Annotated in this window: 10 protein-coding genes and 3 tRNA genes; 10 read left to right on the top strand and 3 right to left on the bottom strand. The window is 38.8% G+C overall.

Features of this window, described 5'->3' with window-relative positions; translation table 11 throughout:
* Positions 1-24 precede the first annotated feature (24 nt).
* The 3 genes from frr to HMPREF1321_RS12350 all read right to left on the bottom strand — a co-directional run bounded on the left by frr (position 25) and on the right by HMPREF1321_RS12350 (position 1,808).
* The gene (gene frr, locus HMPREF1321_RS07670; RefSeq protein ID WP_009417760.1) at positions 25-579 is read right to left on the bottom strand and encodes a ribosome recycling factor; all 555 of its coding nucleotides are present in this window, start codon (positions 577-579) and stop codon (positions 25-27) included.
* 69 nt (positions 580-648) lie between these two features.
* Positions 649-1,356, bottom strand: coding sequence for a UMP kinase (gene pyrH / locus HMPREF1321_RS07675; protein WP_002671891.1), 708 nt, complete (start codon positions 1,354-1,356; stop codon positions 649-651).
* 317 nt (positions 1,357-1,673) lie between these two features.
* Positions 1,674-1,808, bottom strand: coding sequence for a hypothetical protein (locus HMPREF1321_RS12350; protein ID WP_009422109.1), 135 nt, complete (start codon positions 1,806-1,808; stop codon positions 1,674-1,676).
* Positions 1,809-2,191: 383 nt separating this feature from the next.
* Here HMPREF1321_RS12350 and HMPREF1321_RS07680 point away from each other — a divergent pair, with 383 nt between their 5' ends.
* The 10 genes from HMPREF1321_RS07680 (at position 2,192) to HMPREF1321_RS07725 (ending at position 18,047) form a co-directional block, all read left to right on the top strand.
* Entirely contained in the window at positions 2,192-3,010 is an 819-nt protein-coding gene (locus HMPREF1321_RS07680; RefSeq protein WP_009422101.1) for an endonuclease I family protein, read from the top strand.
* A gap of 5 nt (positions 3,011-3,015) precedes the next feature.
* Complete coding sequence (locus HMPREF1321_RS07685) at positions 3,016-4,917, top strand: ATP-dependent DNA helicase RecQ (RefSeq protein ID WP_009422093.1); 1,902 nt, start codon at positions 3,016-3,018, stop codon at positions 4,915-4,917.
* Positions 4,918-4,958: 41 nt separating this feature from the next.
* Positions 4,959-8,288 (top strand): transcription-repair coupling factor, encoded by a 3,330-nt coding sequence (gene mfd, locus HMPREF1321_RS07690; protein ID WP_009422066.1) that lies wholly within the window; start codon positions 4,959-4,961, stop codon positions 8,286-8,288.
* A gap of 66 nt (positions 8,289-8,354) precedes the next feature.
* A complete protein-coding gene (gene uvrA, locus HMPREF1321_RS07695) occupies positions 8,355-11,192 on the top strand; it encodes an excinuclease ABC subunit UvrA (protein ID WP_009422105.1) in 2,838 nt (945 codons plus the stop codon).
* A gap of 249 nt (positions 11,193-11,441) precedes the next feature.
* Positions 11,442-14,330, top strand: coding sequence for a SusC/RagA family TonB-linked outer membrane protein (locus HMPREF1321_RS07700; RefSeq protein WP_009422084.1), 2,889 nt, complete (start codon positions 11,442-11,444; stop codon positions 14,328-14,330).
* 12 nt (positions 14,331-14,342) lie between these two features.
* Positions 14,343-15,476, top strand: a complete 1,134-nt coding sequence (locus HMPREF1321_RS07705; RefSeq protein ID WP_009422090.1) for a DUF1735 and LamG domain-containing protein — start codon at positions 14,343-14,345, stop codon at positions 15,474-15,476.
* A 147-nt stretch (positions 15,477-15,623) separates the two neighbouring features.
* Positions 15,624-15,707 (top strand) — tRNA-Ser (locus tag HMPREF1321_RS07710).
* Between the two features lie 29 nt (positions 15,708-15,736).
* Positions 15,737-15,811: transfer RNA gene (locus HMPREF1321_RS07715), tRNA-Pro, on the top strand.
* A gap of 67 nt (positions 15,812-15,878) precedes the next feature.
* Positions 15,879-15,952: transfer RNA gene (locus HMPREF1321_RS07720), tRNA-Arg, on the top strand.
* 556 nt (positions 15,953-16,508) lie between these two features.
* Complete coding sequence (locus tag HMPREF1321_RS07725) at positions 16,509-18,047, top strand: YifB family Mg chelatase-like AAA ATPase (RefSeq protein ID WP_009422096.1); 1,539 nt, start codon at positions 16,509-16,511, stop codon at positions 18,045-18,047.
* Positions 18,048-18,053: the final 6 nt, after the last annotated feature.

The raw sequence follows: 18,053 nt of genomic DNA on the forward strand, positions 1-18,053 counted from the left end.
CTTACCTCTTATCTCTTACCTAAACTAAACTTTTAGGATCTCAGCTTCTTTTATAGCTAATACTTCTTCTACTTTCTTGATGTATTTGTCGGTGAGCTTTTGCACACGTTCTTCAGCTTCTTTCTTCACATCGTCCGAAGCTTCTACCTTCTTAATCTCTTTATTAGCGTCTTGGCGGGCGTTACGCACACTTATTTTAGCGTCTTCACCTTCACCTTTGGCTTGTTTCACGAGCTCTCTACGGCGTTCTTCGGTAAGTGGTGGTACGGTAATAATCACCATTTCGCCATTGTTCATTGGGTTAAAGCCCAAATTAGCTATTTGGATAGCTTTCTCAATAGGCTGAATCATTTTCTTTTCCCAAGGTTGAATAGAGATAGTACGTGAGTCGGGAGCTGATACATTGGCTACCTGACTAAGAGGTGTTTGCGCCCCGTAATAGTCCACCATTACACTACTTACCATTTGCGGACTCGCCTTGCCAGCGCGGATATTGGCTAAAGCCTTATCTAAGTGTTGCAAAGCCTCTTGCATCGCTTCGCTCGTAGTTTCTAAGATAATATTAATTTCTTCATTCATTGTATATTGTTTTTAATTATTTGTTAGTTGTTAGTCTTCAATTGTTAAAGAAGCATCGCAATATAACCATTAATCATTGACCGTCGTTCCTACGTTTTCGCCTGCTACTACTTTTGCGAGGTTGCCTTTTTTGTTCATATCGAATACGATGATAGGCAAATGGTTTTCTTGACTAAGGGTAAAAGCCGTCATATCCATCACTTTAAGGTTTTTATCAATACACTCATTAAAAGAGATATGGTCGAACTTCACCGCATTAGGGTCTTTTTCAGGGTCGGCATTGTAGATACCATCTACACGAGTACCTTTAAGGATTACATCAGCATTGATTTCGATAGCGCGAAGTACCGCTGCCGAATCGGTCGTAAAGTAAGGATTACCCGTTCCCGCTCCAAAAATCACTACGCGTCCTTTTTCTAAGTGGCGTACTGCACGGCGTTTGATAAAAGGTTCAGCTATAGCTTCCATCTTGATAGCTGTTTGCAAACGGCTAAAAAGTCCTTCGTCTTCTAAGGCACTTTGTAGGGCGAGCGAGTTGATAACGGTAGCCAGCATACCCATATAATCTCCTTGCACTCTGTCCATACCATTGCTAGCACCAGCTACCCCGCGGAAGATATTCCCCCCGCCAATTACTATAGCCACTTGCACGCCTTGGTTCACTACCTCCTTAATTTCGGCAGCGTATTCTTTTAAACGCGCGGGGTCAATGCCGTACTGGCGACTTCCCATAAGGGCTTCCCCGCTGAGTTTTAGTAAAATTCGTTTGTATTTCATATATGAAAAATGTATTTTATCTAAAGAGTCTGTTTTATAACAAATCGTATATACGTACTTATTTTGGGGGCAAAGATAATGATTAATTAACAATTAACAACATACCATTGAGAATTAAATTCGCAAAATGCGTTCTTTTTTTCTTTCATTTCCACTTTGTCCTCCTCTTATTCTTAATTTTTCTTCGTCTTTCCCCTATCTATCCGTGTGGCTTGCAATGTCATTTGTATAAACTTTGCCAAAGTTTCAAATCTTTAGCAAAGTTGAAATCCACTAATAACCTTCTTTTTATCTCTGCCTTAGCTTCAACTTTCCTTCTACTTAGGTTCGTTGTTCCTTCGTTCATCGTTCGTCTTTTGTTCGTTGTAGAGCCACTGTAGAGCCACTGTAGACCCATTGTAGAGCCACTGTAGAGCCACTGTAGACCCATTGTAGAGCCACTGTAGAGCCACTGTAGACCCACTGTAGACCTACTGTAGACCTACTGTAGACCTACTGTAGACCTACTGTAGACCTACTGTAGACCTACTGTAGACCCACTGTAGAGCCACTATAGACCCACTCTCCCTTCGCCTGTTGTTCGTTTATCCTATAAGTCTTCTTAATTTCACCATTAATCATTAACCATTAACCATTAATCAATATTTGCTTATTTAATAATTACTTCGTACCTTTGCACTATCATTTAATGAAAATAAGAAATAAAGAAGTATAATGCAACAGTCTGTTTTCAGTACTGATATTACACATCAAGATGAGAATGTACTATTGAAAACCGTTACTAATGCTAAAGTTAGCTTTTTCGTGTAAACAAATAACTAAAAATTAAATACATATGAAAAGAATTTATGTTTTATTATTCGTAATGCTCTTGTTAGCTTGCAAGAATGATGACCAAGCACAACCTCTCCCTGTTGTACCTCCTGCTCCTAACCCTCCTACCACCACTACTCCCACTACTGAGGAGCCCATTCCTCCTGTAAAGATTACAGTACCCGAGGAGTTAAAAACTTACTATAAAGGGTTTGATTTCACTAAAACGGGGACAGCTTTGTATGATGATTTAGCAGTTCTTACTATTAGTAAGCATAAAAATCAATTAGGTTATGGTGAGCGCCATAAATATCTTTATAAAGCCGATGCAAGCCTTAAAAATCCCCAAAATGTTGTACTGGTTTATACAGGAGAAGAACGTTTCTGGAGAGAGTACAATAGTGGAAGTAACACTTATAAACCCCAAACATTCAATACAGAACACATCTATCCACAATCAAAGTATAAGGGAGATGCTAAAGGTGATTTACATCATCTAAAAGCTTGTGATAGTAAACTAAATGGTAGTAGAGGAAATATTCCTTTTACCGATGGTAAAGGGAAAGCTGGTCGTACAAAAGGCGCTTGGTATCCAGGAGACGAATGGAAAGGAGATGTTGCACGAATGATTATGTATATCAACTTACGATATCACGACAGAATAGACGATGTTATTGTATTAGGAGGACTTCAAGTTCTCCTAAAATGGAATGACGAAGATCCCGTTTCTGACCTTGAACGTCAGCGTAACAATGTGATTGAAAAGGCACAAGGCAACCGTAATCCATTTATTGATTTTCCTCAATTGGTGCGTCCAGCATACAAAGGTTATAAGCAGTAGTATTTATGGAGAATGAACCTCTGTACATACTCAAAAAGTATTGGGGGTACGATGGTTTTCGCAACTCTCAAGAAGCTGTTATCAACTCGGTATTATCCGGAAAAGATACCTTAGCCTTATTGCCTACGGGTGGAGGAAAGTCTATTACTTTTCAAGTGCCTGCTATGATGAAAGAAGGCATCTGTATAGTTGTTTCTCCCTTAGTAGCCCTAATGACAGACCAAGTAGAGGCGCTTAAAAATAGAGAAATACGTGCACTATCGTTATCGGGAGGTCTCCCCTACTCTGAGTTGGAACGCTTGCTAAACAATGCTCTCTATGGGCAATACAAATTCTTATACCTGTCCCCTGAACGTCTGCAACAGGAATTGGTGCGCTCTTATCTCAAAGCAATGTCTATTAACTTAATAGTGATAGACGAAGCACATTGTGTATCACATTGGGGTAAAGATTTTCGTCCTGCTTATTTACAGTGTAAATGGCTGAAAGAAGAATTTCCTAACGTCCCATTATTGGCACTCACAGCTTCGGCAACGCATCAAGTACAGCAAGATATCTTACATCATTTAGGTATAGAAAATGCTACTATTATCAGTACTTCTTTAGCACGCCCTAATATCGCTTACAAAGTGTATAAGGTTTCCGATAAATGGCACGAGTTACTACAACTGTTAAGAAAGACCGAAGGGAGTGCTATCGTATACTTGCGCAGCAGAAATGGTTGCATACAATTGGCTGAACTATTGCAGAATCACGGTATCTCAGCAGCCTATTTTCACGGAGGTCTTCCTGCCGAAGAAAAGAATCAAAAACTCAGTATGTGGTTGCTGAACGATGTGCGTGTAATGGCAGCTACCAATGCTTTCGGAATGGGGATAGACAAACCTGATGTGCGCTTCGTAATTCATTGGGATATACCTCAAACCTTAGAGGACTATTTTCAAGAGGCTGGACGTGCAGGTCGCGATGGTAATCCAGCCGAAGCTATCCTATTCTATGGTAAAATCGACGTTGAAAATGCTAATAAACTGCTAAAAGATTACTTGGTAGACATTCCTTTTCTCAAGCTACTTTATGCGAAACTTAATGCTTATTTTCAAATAGCAATAGGTGAAGGAGAAGAAGGGGTATTCAGTTTCTTCTTCCCCGACTTCTGGAAGCGTTATGAGCTATCACCCATAAAGTCCTATAATGGCTTGCAAGTGTTAGACCGAATGTCTATTATCTCACTCAGCCAGCAATTTTACAAGAAGGTTACTTTGCATATTACAGCACCTGCCCCTCAACTTATTACTTATTTACAAACACATCGTTATCTAAAAAACCTTGTTATCTATCTCATAAGGTCTTATCCTCTTATCTACAGTCAACCTATAACTTTGGAGATGGAAAAAATCACTGAACTCACAGAGCTCGACTATCGTGATATCATCAAAAATTTAGAACGTTTGCACAATGATGGAATGGCTATCTTAAAAAATGAAGCTTCTGATATTCAAATTATCTTTAATGTGCCTCGTGATGATGATCGCACTATCAATAGTATTTCTAAAAACTTAAAAGAGTACAATCATACCAAGCTAAGCTTGCAAGAAGCAGTATTCCGCTATCTTCAAAATGAGGATACTTGTCGCAACATTCAGCTCTTAGAATACTTCGGTGAAAAATCCGAAGAGCCTTGTGGAGTATGTTCAAATTGTATTGCCAAACTACCTCCTTCTAAAGTTGATAAAAAAGAGGTTAAAGAAGCAGTTTGGAGTTTATTGAAGTCTAAACCGATAACTCCCAATGAGCTCCTTATCGCATTGCCATTCCCTGCAAAAGATATCAATAAGGTTTTGGAAGAACTTTTGTATATGCAAAAAATAGCTTATAACAACTGTAATGAATTAGTTGTTAATTCCTAATTTATGCGTACCTTTGCACTTTGTAATCATAATCCCTATTTGTGAAAGAGTTATTACAATTATTTGCAGAAAATAGTACTTATAAAAGTTTATTAACTGAAATTAAAGCACATCATAATACCGTTGCCAATGGTTTGGCAGGGGCTTCTCTGTCCTTACTCATAGCTAATGTTTATACTAATACCAAACGTCCGCTATTGGTACTCTTGCCCGACAAAGAAGAAAGTGCGTATTTGTTAAACGACTTAGAGACCTTAGTAGGTGAACAAGTACTCTTCTTTCCTGATAGCTATCGCCGTCCGTATCAAATTGAAGATACCAATAATGCCAACGTGTTACTACGTGCTGAAGTGCTCAATCAGCTGAGCAATAGTGGGCAACCGCTGATAGTAGTCTCCTACCCCGAAGCGCTCTTCGAGAAAGTCATCACTCGTAAGCAATTGGAGCAAAATACCTTAAAGATTAGCAAAGGAGACCAACTAACCATTGAACTCTTGAACGAAGTGCTTTTCTCCTATAATTTCAATCGTACTGATTTTGTAACCGAACCTGGCGAGTTTTCAGTACGTGGGGGGATTGTTGATGTTTTTTCTTTCTCAAATAACGAACCTTACCGCATTGAATTCTTTGGCAATGAAGTAGAGAGTATTCGCACCTTCGATGTCGAAACACAGCTCTCAACAACACAGCTTTCTAAGATTACCATTATCCCTAACGTCGAAAACAAAGAAGGTAATGAGGTACGTCAATCATTTTTAGAGTATATCAGCGAACAAACCCTTTTAATATCTAAGGAAACATCTACTTTTGGAGCAAAAATCGACAAACTCTTCACTAAAGCTACTGACATTTACGAAAAGCTTCCTAATGAAGTAAAACACAGTACACCCGATGTACTATATTGCCAATCAGAAGATTTATTAAGCCAAATGGGAAGATTTCAGCAAATAAATATAAATCTTCCCTCATCTTTCTCCAAAGGTGAAAAAGAGATTGTTTTCCGCACTACACCACAGCCCTCATTCAACAAGCAATTCGAGCTTCTTATCAGTTATTTAAACGATAAACACACTGAGGGATACCAAAACTATATCCTCTGTGGCAGTGAGCAACAAGCCAAACGCTTCCACGACATCTTTGAGGAGATGGAACAAAAAGTGCATTACAAAACGCTACTGATTTCTCTACACGCAGGTTTTATAGATAATGAGCACAAGCTGAATGTCTTTACTGACCATCAAATATTTGAGCGTTACTACAAATTCCAGCTGAAGAACGGATATGCTAAAAAGCAAGCAATTACGCTCAAAGAGTTAATGCAATTAGAAGTAGGCGACTATGTAACCCATATCGACCACGGTATTGGCAAGTTTGCTGGATTACAGAAGATAGAGGTTGAAGGCAAGCAACAAGAGGCAATCAAACTGATTTACGGCGACCGCGATGTCCTATTCGTAAGCATTCACGCCCTACATAAAATCACTAAATACAACGGTAAGGACGGCAAGCCACCCAAGATATACAAATTAGGTTCTGGAGCCTGGAAGGCGCTCAAGCAGAAGACAAAAACAAGAGTGAAGGAAATAGCCTTCAACTTGATTCAGTTGTATGCTAAACGTAAAGAATCTAAAGGGTATGCATACTCTCACGACAGCTATATGCAGAACGAACTGGAAGCCTCTTTCCTATATGAAGATACACCCGACCAAAGCAAAGCTACTGCCGAAGTAAAAGCTGATATGGAGAGTCCAAAACCTATGGACAGATTGGTGTGTGGCGATGTTGGGTTTGGAAAAACCGAAGTAGCTATTCGTGCTGCTTTCAAAGCGGTAGACAACGGCAAGCAGGTAGCCATACTCGTGCCTACTACAGTGCTGGCTTTCCAACACTTTCAAACTTTTAGCCAGCGTATGAAAGACTTTCCTGTACGTATCGATTATCTCAACCGATTCCGTACAGCTAAAGAAAAGAAAATTATCTTAGAAGAACTGGCAAAAGGTCAGTTAGATATCATCATCGGAACTCATCAAATAGTAGGCGAAAAAGTAGCTTATAAAGATTTAGGTCTACTGATAGTAGACGAAGAGCAAAAGTTTGGCGTAGGCGTGAAGGATAAGCTCAAAACCCTCAAAGAAAACCTCGATGTGCTCACCCTCACTGCTACACCTATTCCCCGAACCTTGCAGTTCAGCTTAATGGCAGCCCGCGACCTATCGGTTATCAATACACCACCCCCTAACCGCTACCCTATCGATTCTCAGGTAGTACCTTTCAGCGAAGAGGTAATACGCGATGGCATTCGTTATGAAATTCAGCGAGGCGGACAAGTGTTCTTTATGCACAACCGTGTAGAGAATATTCAGGAAGTAGCAGGTATGATTCAACGCCTATTACCCGATGCACGTATAGCCATTGGTCACGGACAAATGGACGGAAAAAAATTAGAAGAAACAATGTTAGCCTTTATGGATGGTGCTTACGATGTATTAGTAGCTACTACTATCATTGAAAATGGTTTAGATGTACCCAATGCTAATACGATCTTTATCAATAATGCACATAATTTTGGCTTATCTGATTTACATCAAATGCGTGGACGTGTAGGTAGAAGTAATAAAAAAGCATTTTGTTACTTCATCACCCCTCCGTTGGTAGCGATGAGTGATGATGCCCGCAAGCGTATTGAAGCTATAGCTCAGTTTTCTGATTTGGGAAGTGGGTTAAATATTGCTATGAAGGATTTAGAAATTCGTGGAGCTGGAGACCTCTTAGGCGGGGAACAAAGTGGATTTATCAATGAGTTAGGCTTTGAAACTTATCAGAAAATATTGCAAGAAGCTATAGTAGAGCTCAAAGAAAATGAGTTCTCAGAACTATATCACACTGCCGAAGAAGATAAAACTTATCTCACCGATACTCAAATAGACACCGATTTTGAATTGCTCTTTCCCGATACCTATGTCAATAGAGTGGCAGAACGACTCAATCTTTATAACGAACTGAGTAATTTACCCAATGAGGAAGCTTTACAGCAGTACCAACGCAATCTTACCGACCGTTTTGGCAAACTTCCTCCCCAAGCTATCGACTTGCTCAACAGCGTGCGAGTGAAATGGATAGCTACTCGTATGGGAATTGAAAAGCTCGTGATGAAAAACGGTAAGATGACAGGCTATTTTATCTCCGACCAAAACAGTCCATTTTACCAAAGTGAGCGTTTTCAAAAGGTGCTACTCTTTGTACAACGTTACCCTAACAAGTGTCGTATGCAAGAGAAAGAAACTCGTAACGGGTTGCGTTTGCTCCTTATTTTTGAAGGAATCAATACTGTGTATCAAGCCTTAAAAGTAATGCAGTTATTAGATGCATAGAAAGATTAGTATCGTCTAATTATTTAATCATAGGCTACTTATGGTAGCCTCTATAACAGTCACTAAATGAAAAAGAAAACGAATAATGTAGCTCCCACTGATGTACTTGAAGTTCAAGGCGCACGGGTGCATAACCTCAAAAATATAGACCTTTCCATACCTCGCGAAAAGCTTGTAGTCTTCACAGGACTTTCAGGTAGTGGTAAATCCTCTTTGGCATTCGATACTATTTATGCCGAAGGACAACGCCGTTATATCGAGACTTTCTCGGCTTATGCTCGCCAGTTTCTCGGGGGATTAGAGCGCCCTGATGTAGATAAAATCGACGGACTCTCGCCTGTGATTGCTATCGAACAGAAAACTACCTCCAAATCACCGCGCTCTACAGTGGGTACTATCACCGAAATCTACGACTTCTTGCGCCTGCTATTTGCCCGTGCTTCCGATGCTTATAGCTATGCTACAGGCGAAAAGATGGTGAGTTATACCGATAGCCAAATTCAGGAGCTTATTACCAAAGAATACAAAGGCAAACGCATTAACCTATTAGCCCCCGTGATTCAATCGAGAAAAGGACATTACCGCGAGCTCTTTGAGCAGATTGCCAAACAAGGATTTGTAAAGGTGCGTACCGATGGCGAAATCCGTGATATCGAAAAAGGTATGAAGCTCGACCGATACAAAACACACGATATTGAAATCGTGATCGACCGTATGCAAATTGATGATACTGACGACACCCAAAAACGCCTGCAAGAAAGTATCAAAATTGCAATGAACTACGGCGACGATGTGCTAATGGTTTTAGAACACAACCAAAAAAAAGCTCACTATTTCAGCAGACATTTGATGTGTCCTTCTTCGGGCATTTCATATCCTCTTCCTGAACCTAATACCTTCTCTTTCAATTCTCCTAAAGGAATGTGTCCGCACTGCAATGGGTTGGGTGAAGTGCAAGAAATCAACCTCTCCAAAATTATCCCTGATCCTTCTATCTCTATCAAGAACGGCGGGATTACAGCAGTAGGAGAGCAAAAGAACACTTGGATATTCAAACAATTAGAGCTCATTGTACAAAAGTTCGGTCATAAACTCTCCGACCCTATTGAAACGCTTCCTAAAGAAGCGATGGATATTATTCTCTATGGTGGTAAAGATAAATACGCTATCAAATCGGATGTATTAGGCATTACGCGCAATTTTGAAATTGATTTTGAAGGTATCATCAACTTCATCAAAAGCCAGCACGAAAATGCCGATATGGTAGCTATCAAGCGCTGGGCTGAAGAGTTTATGGATACCATTCCTTGTGAGGAATGTCACGGCACTCGCTTGCGCAAAGAGGCGCTTTACTTTAAAATAGCTGATAAAAATATAGCTGAACTATCTGCCTTAGATATTACAGATTTATTGGCGTGGTTCAAATCTCTACCTGAGCATCTCTCTACCAAACAGCGCAAAATATCTGAAGAAATCATCAAAGAAATCACCACCCGACTTCAATTCCTCATAGATGTAGGGCTTACTTATTTAGCTCTTAACAGAAGTTCTAAATCGTTGTCAGGAGGAGAAGCTCAGCGTATCAGACTGGCAACGCAGATAGGATCTCAACTCACAGGGGTACTCTATATACTCGATGAACCTAGCATTGGTTTGCATCAGCGAGATAACAAAAGGCTTATCAACTCGCTGAAATCGCTCAGAGATATTGGCAACTCAGTAATCGTGGTAGAACACGATGAAGAGATGATACAAGAAGCCGATTATGTAGTGGATATAGGACCTAAAGCGGGCGTAAATGGAGGGGATATCATCTTTCAAGGAACGCCTAAAGAGTTACTAAAAGCAAATACCATCACCGCCGACTATATGAGTGGGAGAAAGAAGATTGAAATACCTACCCAAAGGCGCAAAGGCAATGGCAAAGAAATTATCTTAAAAGGCTGTACGGGCAACAACTTGAAGAACATAACCGTAAAATTCCCTTTAGGGGTAATGATAGGGGTAACAGGTGTATCGGGAAGTGGCAAATCAACACTTATTAAGGAAACACTGTATCCTATCTTAAACGCTCACTTCTTCAATGGCGTAAAAAAACCGATGCCTTATAAAAGCATTGAGGGCTTAGAACATATTGATAAAGTAATCGACATCGACCAGTCTCCTATTGGACGTACTCCACGTTCAAATCCTGCTACCTACACAGGTGTTTTCAGTGAGATACGCAACCTCTTCACCCAAGTACCCGAAGCGCAAATACGTGGCTACAAACCAGGTAGATTTAGTTTCAACGTGAAAGGCGGTAGATGTGAAACTTGTGAAGGCTCAGGCTTAAAAGTGATTGAGATGAACTTCCTACCCGATGTCTATGTACCTTGTGAGACCTGTAAAGGCAAACGTTTTAACCGCGAGACTCTTGAAGTGCGATACAAAGGAAAATCTATTGCCGATGTGCTGGATATGACCATAAGTGAGGCAGTAAAATTCTTTGAACCTATCCCTAAAATATACCGCAAACTAAAAACTATTGAAGAGGTAGGTTTAGGCTACATCACTTTAGGACAACAATCTACTACCCTTTCAGGAGGAGAAGCCCAACGAGTGAAGTTAGCTACTGAGCTATCGAAAATTGATACAGGAAATACTTTTTATATATTAGATGAACCTACTACAGGACTACATTTTGACGACGTGAAGGTACTCCTCGAAGTACTTGATCGTTTAGTTGATAAAGGCAATACTGTTTTAGTAATAGAGCACAACCTCGATGTTATCAGAAAAGTAGATTATATCATAGATATAGGGCACGATGGAGGAAAGGCAGGAGGTGAAGTGATAGCTTTTGGTACTCCTGAAGAAGTGGCTAAAAATAAGAAGAGTTTCACTGCCGAGTATCTAAGATAATTAAACCTTAAAATCAGTATGTAAAATTAGGGCTAAGCCTTTTGAAGGATTAAACTCTTTTCACAAGTAATCATCATAATATAATTCTTATTAAGACAACATCTTTTCTATACTAATAATTTAGCTTCCTTACCTTCTTTTAATCTTATCTCTAAAAATATAGAACTTATATTTTAAAATAATGGGTAAAAATTTTGTGTAAGTGAATAAAAGTTGTACCTTTGCGGAGTATATTTATATGTAAACACTATGAAACAGAAAATACAACTTTTATTAATCTCGCTGTTCCTATTTGTAGGAGCTGTTCAAGGACAGATCAAAAACATTACTGGGGAAGTTCTCGATGAGAACAATCAACCTATGTCATCGGTTGCGGTAGTTGTTAAAAACACACGTTCAACGAAAGCTTCTAAAGGTGTTTCAACTAATACTGATGGTAAGTTTGAGCTCAAAGCTAAAGTAGGTGATGTACTTGAGTTTAGTTTTTTAGGCTATGAAACCGAAAAAAGAAAAGTAGAGGGTAAAAATAAGAATATCAATTTTAAGGTCGTCTTAAAGCCTCAAATAATAGAAACTATTGATTATATTCTAATAGGTAAGCCAAAATATTCTACTGCTTTAGAAATTTATCGAGATGAAGAAACTTTATCCTATCAACAACAAAAAGTTTTAGATAAAGAGCTCACTCAAGTCAAACAAGCGAATTTTGTAAATAGCCTTGACGGAAGAATAGCAGGTTTGCATATCCAGCGCAGTGCTACGGGTATTGGTGGAGCTACAAAAGCTACTATGCGTGGAGTTCGCTCGCTCTTTGGTGATAATAATGTATTGTACGTGATAGATGGAACGCCTATCGCTAACCAAGCCGAAAGGGGGCTCGGGGGGAATGGTAGAGATACCAGCGAAGGTATTTCCGACCTTAATCCTGAGGATATTGCAGAGGTAGTTGTATTACAAGGAGCGCAAGCAACAGCACTCTATGGAGCTTCAGCTGCCAATGGTGTGGTACTCATTCGCACTAAAAAAGCTGAAAGTAACCAACTTAAAATTAACCTTTCTTCTTCAATAGAGTTTGTAAATAAACTCACAAAGCCTGAGTTTCAAGAAACATATGGCAATGAGTTAGGGCAATACACTTCACTGTCCACTCGTGCTTTGCCTAAGGGTACTTCTTTTAATATAAATGATTTTTATAAAACCGGACATGTGTACCAGAATGCAGTAAACATTTCAGGAGGTATAGATTTTAAGGGAGGTAAGAATAAAACTTACGCTTCATTAGCTTCTTTACAATCAGGTGGTATAGTGCCTAACAGCGTATATAACCGCTATAATGCTTATTTGCTCAATAGCACTTCTTTGCTAAATGATGCTTTACGGATAGACCTTTCGGGGAACTATATCCGTCAGTATGAACGCAATCAAGTAGCCTCTGGTATCGTTTTCAATCCTATAGTGGGCTTGTACTTATATTCAAGAGGAGAACAATTTGGTCAAGAACGTTATTTTGAACGTTATGATGCTATCGCAGGTTATGCTAAGCAATATTGGATTGCAGGTTCAGGTACGCCCGATACACCGGCTAACTTAGGTGAAAATATCCAAAATCCTTATTGGATAGCGTATAGAAATTTACGTCCTACTACTAAAGACCGATATATGTTTTCAGGCAAAGTAAGCTATAAAATTATAGGAGATTTAGACGTAGTAGCACGCTTCCGTATAGATAATACTACCTCTACAATGGACGATAAGCGTTATGCTTCTACGCTTCCCGCTTATGCAGGCATTAATGGTTATTGTGCTCATTGGAAAGAGACTTTCAAACAACAATATGCTGATGTGCTCTTACATTACAATAAAAATCTATCGAATGACTTCAGTTTAGATGCTCATTTAGGAGCTTCGTATGAAGGATACAATACTCAAGTAGAAGGTTACAAAGGTAATCTGCATAACGTAAATAATTTTACTCAAAGCAATATCACAACTCCTACAGCTATAACCCACCCATTGTGGGAAAAACGGAATAACACAGCCTTCTTTGCAATGGCTGAAATAGGTTGGCAATCTAAGATTTATCTCACTCTCACAGGTCGTACTGATAAACCGTCCGATTATCCTTCTACAAATAAAAATATGGTCTTCAGTCCATCAGTAGGTGTTTCAGCTTTGTTACATCAATTTATAGGTATAGATAAAGATATATTAAGTTATGCAAAATTGCGTGGAGGCTATAGTCAAGTAGCAGCTCCTATGAGTTATGCGAGCTTAGGGGTAGCTGAAACGTCTCGCGCTTGGTTAGGTGATGCGTATAGTTTGCCTAACTACCCTGCTGATTTACAGTTAGAACGTACCACTTCCTATGAAGTAGGCTTAGATACCCAATGGTTTAACAATCTTTCTTTTAACGCTACTTTCTATCATACTCGTACTAATAATCAATTAGTACCTATTGTATGGCAACAAGCAGGTGACGTGCAAAATCAAGGAGCAGAAGTTGCTTTAAGGTATACTTATCCTAATACTTCTAAAGGGGTAAATTGGGAAACTCAGCTTGTTGCTTCTACTAATAAGAACAAGATTGTGAGTTTACCTCACGAGATAGCCAACGGTATGTATACCTTACGTGAAGGTGGTGAAATAGGCGATATATACGATGCGAATGGCAACAAATTAGGCTCTACCAATCCTGATTGGCTACTAGGCTGGCAAGGAAAGATGAGTTATAAGAATTTCGATTTGAATTTCTTGTTCAAAGCTCGTCTCGGAGGTATTGCCTTCTCAGATACTGAACGTTATTTCGATCGCTATGGGGTGTCTAAAGCCTCTGCCGATAACCGAGCTAACTATGCTACTTTCATAGCTAATAGAACAGCTTCTGATTATCAATATTCGGCTACCAATATTCGTCTACAAGAAGTTGCCCTTACTTATCATTTTAGAGAAGGATTCATTGTAAAAGGCTTAAAAGACCTCAGTGTGTCATTAGTAGGAAACAACCTGCTAATGCTCTATAACAAAGCACCTTTTGACCCTGAAATAGTGCCTTCTGTAGGTACTTATGGCAGTGGATACGACAAATTTATGTTGCCTTCCATAAGAAGCTATGGACTTAATGTGAAAATGCAATTCTAAAATTCTACAAAGATGAAAAAGATATTTTTAATACTTGGCTTACTAAGTGTAATAGCTTGTCAAGACGAAACTACCGACAAAACGCCTCAAGCTCCCAATGTATATCAGGGAGTATTTCTCGATGGCAATAACGTCGTTGAAGTGTACGTACAAGAATACCAAGATAACAAGATTCAAAACTTAAAGGTGAAACTGATAAGAGCTGCTGGTAAGATAGTATCAGCTCAGCTTATCACAGGTGATGCTGAAATCTTAAACGACTATAATGCACAATATGGTACGGACTACAAACTCTTACCTACTGATAAATATAGTATTGATGAAAATGCTATCTTCAATACTTATGAAACAGAAACTCCTATTGATATTACCATTAGTGAACTAACGTTTCCTAACAACGAAGTGTATGCACTACCCATACAAATAAAAGGTAGAAATAACATTGAAGCTATTGCAGGACAAGACCGTTTGCTATTAGTAGTACATAAAGAAACAAGAACAAAGGTTTTGAGTATGGCAACTACAAAAGCTACTACGGGAGAAGCTCTATCTAATAACGAGCTCTCTCAATGGACTTTTGAAGCTACAATTAATTGCTCAAATCTCATAGGAAGCAACCCAATAGTAGGAGTAACATCTAATACTCATCAAGTTGAAATAGGCTTTACAAACAATCAATTAGACGTAAAAGCTTCGGGTATTTCAATATTAATACCTGCTGAGGTATTTAAGGCACAAACTAATAAATGGTATCCTATTGCAGTAACCTGTGATGGCAATACCCTGCGTGTATATGTAGAAGGAAAAGAGGTAAGTTCTAAAACAGCAAATACTAATAGTAGAATTTATGTAAAAGATTTATGGTTTGCAGGAGCTAATGAGCTTCTCAGAGAGGTGCGTTTGTGGAAACGAGCCCTAACCCAAAAAGAAATACAATTACAGTTGTGGAGTACTCTTAAACCTACAAATGATTTACTGCTTTATTATCCTCTCAATGGTAAGAAATATAATAAAACTTCTAATACCATTACAGATGATGAGACAAAACTATGGGATTGGTCTACCACAGGCACCTCAATGGAACTTCCCTCAGGAGCAACTTTTAATAACGGTACAGGTTATGGTATTGTTTTTCCTCCTAGATAGACGGATATAAAGAAGATTTTACTATTTTTAAGTATTTGATAATTATTAGATTGATAAAAAATGTGCAAAAAAGTTTCTAAAATATTTGTACAGAATAAAAAGTTGTTATACATTTGCAACCGCAAAAGCAAAGGAGCTTTCAAAATTGGAGAGGTGCCGGAGTGGTAACGGAGCAGATTGCTAATCTGTCGGCGGGTAACCGTCGCCTGGGTTCGAGTCCCAGTCTCTCCGCATCTAATACAAATTGTTAGATATAATTTCGGGGCGTAGCGTAGTCCGGTCATCGCGCCTGGTTTGGGACCAGGAGGTCGCAGGTTCGAATCCTGCCGCCCCGACAAAATAAGATATTTCATAAATGTTTCCTTTTGTGTGGCATTTTTGAAATATTTTTTTTGGAATAGAGGTCACGTAGCTCAGCTGGATAGAGCATCTGCCTTCTAAGCAGACGGTCACAGGTTCGAATCCTGTCGTGATCACGAGAATTTGTTTCATTTTGTATTAAAATTTATGTTCAGAATAACGCAGGATTTACCTCCTGCGTTATTTTGTTTATATACTTACTTAACGTCAGCTCTAAACAACAAATTACTATTTTTCAATCTCCTTTGCGTTGCTACAATTTTCATCTAAGAAATCTTCCTTCATCTCTTCTTTGCTTTTATTTCGTTTTATTACTCTAAAATCACCACTAATTCTTCACTCTTAAATATTCATTTTTAGTCACTTACATAGCTTTTGTATACCAATCTTCCAAGATTCGTCCAAGGTTCCTATAAGCTTTGTATAAGCTAACCATAAGATTCCCTCAACCAAAAAGCATCTTTCTTTGTTATTTATAATTTCGTTTTCTTATCTTTGGCAAAAGTTCTAATCTACCTTGTAATTCCTTGCCGTGCTACGGCTTCCTGTAGTGCAAGAGCTATACTCTCACTTATCTCGAACTTTTGTTAACTATATTGCAGATTATTTTTTGAAATAAAATTGCTCATTTACAAAGAATGTTTTACCTTTGTACAAAAATTAACCACAGAAATGTTAGTAAAGATCTACGGAAGTGCTGTATTTGGTGTAGAAGCTAGCACAATTACTATTGAAGTTAATATCGATAAAGGTATTGGCTATCATTTGGTTGGATTACCCGATATAGCTATTAAAGAAAGTAATTATCGCATAGCAGCTGCTCTGCAAAACAATGGATATAAAATTCCAGGTAAAAAGATAACTATCAATATGGCTCCTGCCGATATGCGTAAAGAAGGTTCTGCCTATGATTTAAGTTTTGCAATTGGTATTTTAGCAGCTAATGGGCAAATACAAAGTGAAGAAATAGAAAAATATATCATTATGGGCGAACTGTCCTTAGATGGTGGTTTGCAACCCATTAAAGGAGCCCTACCCATTGCTATTCAAGCACGCAAAGAAGGATTCAAAGGATTTATTCTCCCTAAGCAAAATGCTAAAGAAGCTGCTATAGTAGATAATTTGGACGTTTATGGTGTAGAGAATATAAAAGAAGTCATAGATTTTTTTAATGGAGAAAAAGAATTACAACCTATCGAAATAGATACACGCAAAGAATTTTACAGAGATTTGGAATCTCCCGAATTTGACTTTGCTGATGTAAAAGGACAAGAAACTGTAAAACGTTGTATGGAAATAGCTGCTGCTGGTGGGCATAATGTTATTTTAATAGGCCCTCCTGGTTCAGGAAAAACAATGCTCGCTAAGCGTTTACCCAGCATTCTTCCTCCGATGACACTTCACGAAGCTCTTGAAACTACTAAAATACACAGTGTAGTAGGACGCATTAAGGACACAGGCTTAATGAGCCATCGTCCTTTCCGTAGTCCTCATCACACTATTTCCGACGTAGCTCTTGTAGGAGGAGGTACTTACCCTCAACCAGGTGAAATATCTCTCGCACATAATGGAGTACTTTTTCTTGATGAGTTACCAGAGTTCAAAAGAGCTGTTCTCGAGGTAATGCGACAACCTTTAGAAGATAGAGAAGTTACTATTTCTAGAGCAAAGTTTTCAGTTACTTACCCCGCTTCATTTATGTTGGTAGCAAGTATGAACCCAAGTCCGAGTGGGTATTTTAACGACCCTGATGCTCCTGTTACTTCTACACCTGCTGAAATGCAACGCTATTTAAGTAAAATTTCAGGACCTCTATTAGATAGAATAGATATTCATATAGAAGTAAATCCTGTACCCTTTGAAAAACTTTCAGATGATAGAAAAGGAGAAAGTAGTCGTGATATCCGCAAACGGGTGATAGATGCTCGAAATATCCAAACAGAGCGTTTTAAAGAATATGATCATATTCATTATAATGCTCAAATGAATACTAAACAAATACAGAAATTCTGTAAAGTAAATACAGATTCTTTAACTCTACTAAAAGATGCTATGACGCGTCTCAACCTTTCTGCACGTGCCTACGACCGTATTTTAAAAGTAGCGCGTACAATAGCCGATTTAGAAAAGTCCGAAGAAGTACAACCTCATCATATAGGTGAAGCTATTCAATATCGCAGTTTAGACCGTGAAGGTTGGTTTGGAGGATAAAAGTAG

Source organism: Capnocytophaga sp. oral taxon 412 str. F0487 (assembly GCF_000271925.1).
GTDB classification, from domain to species: Bacteria; Bacteroidota; Bacteroidia; order Flavobacteriales; family Flavobacteriaceae; genus Capnocytophaga; species Capnocytophaga ochracea.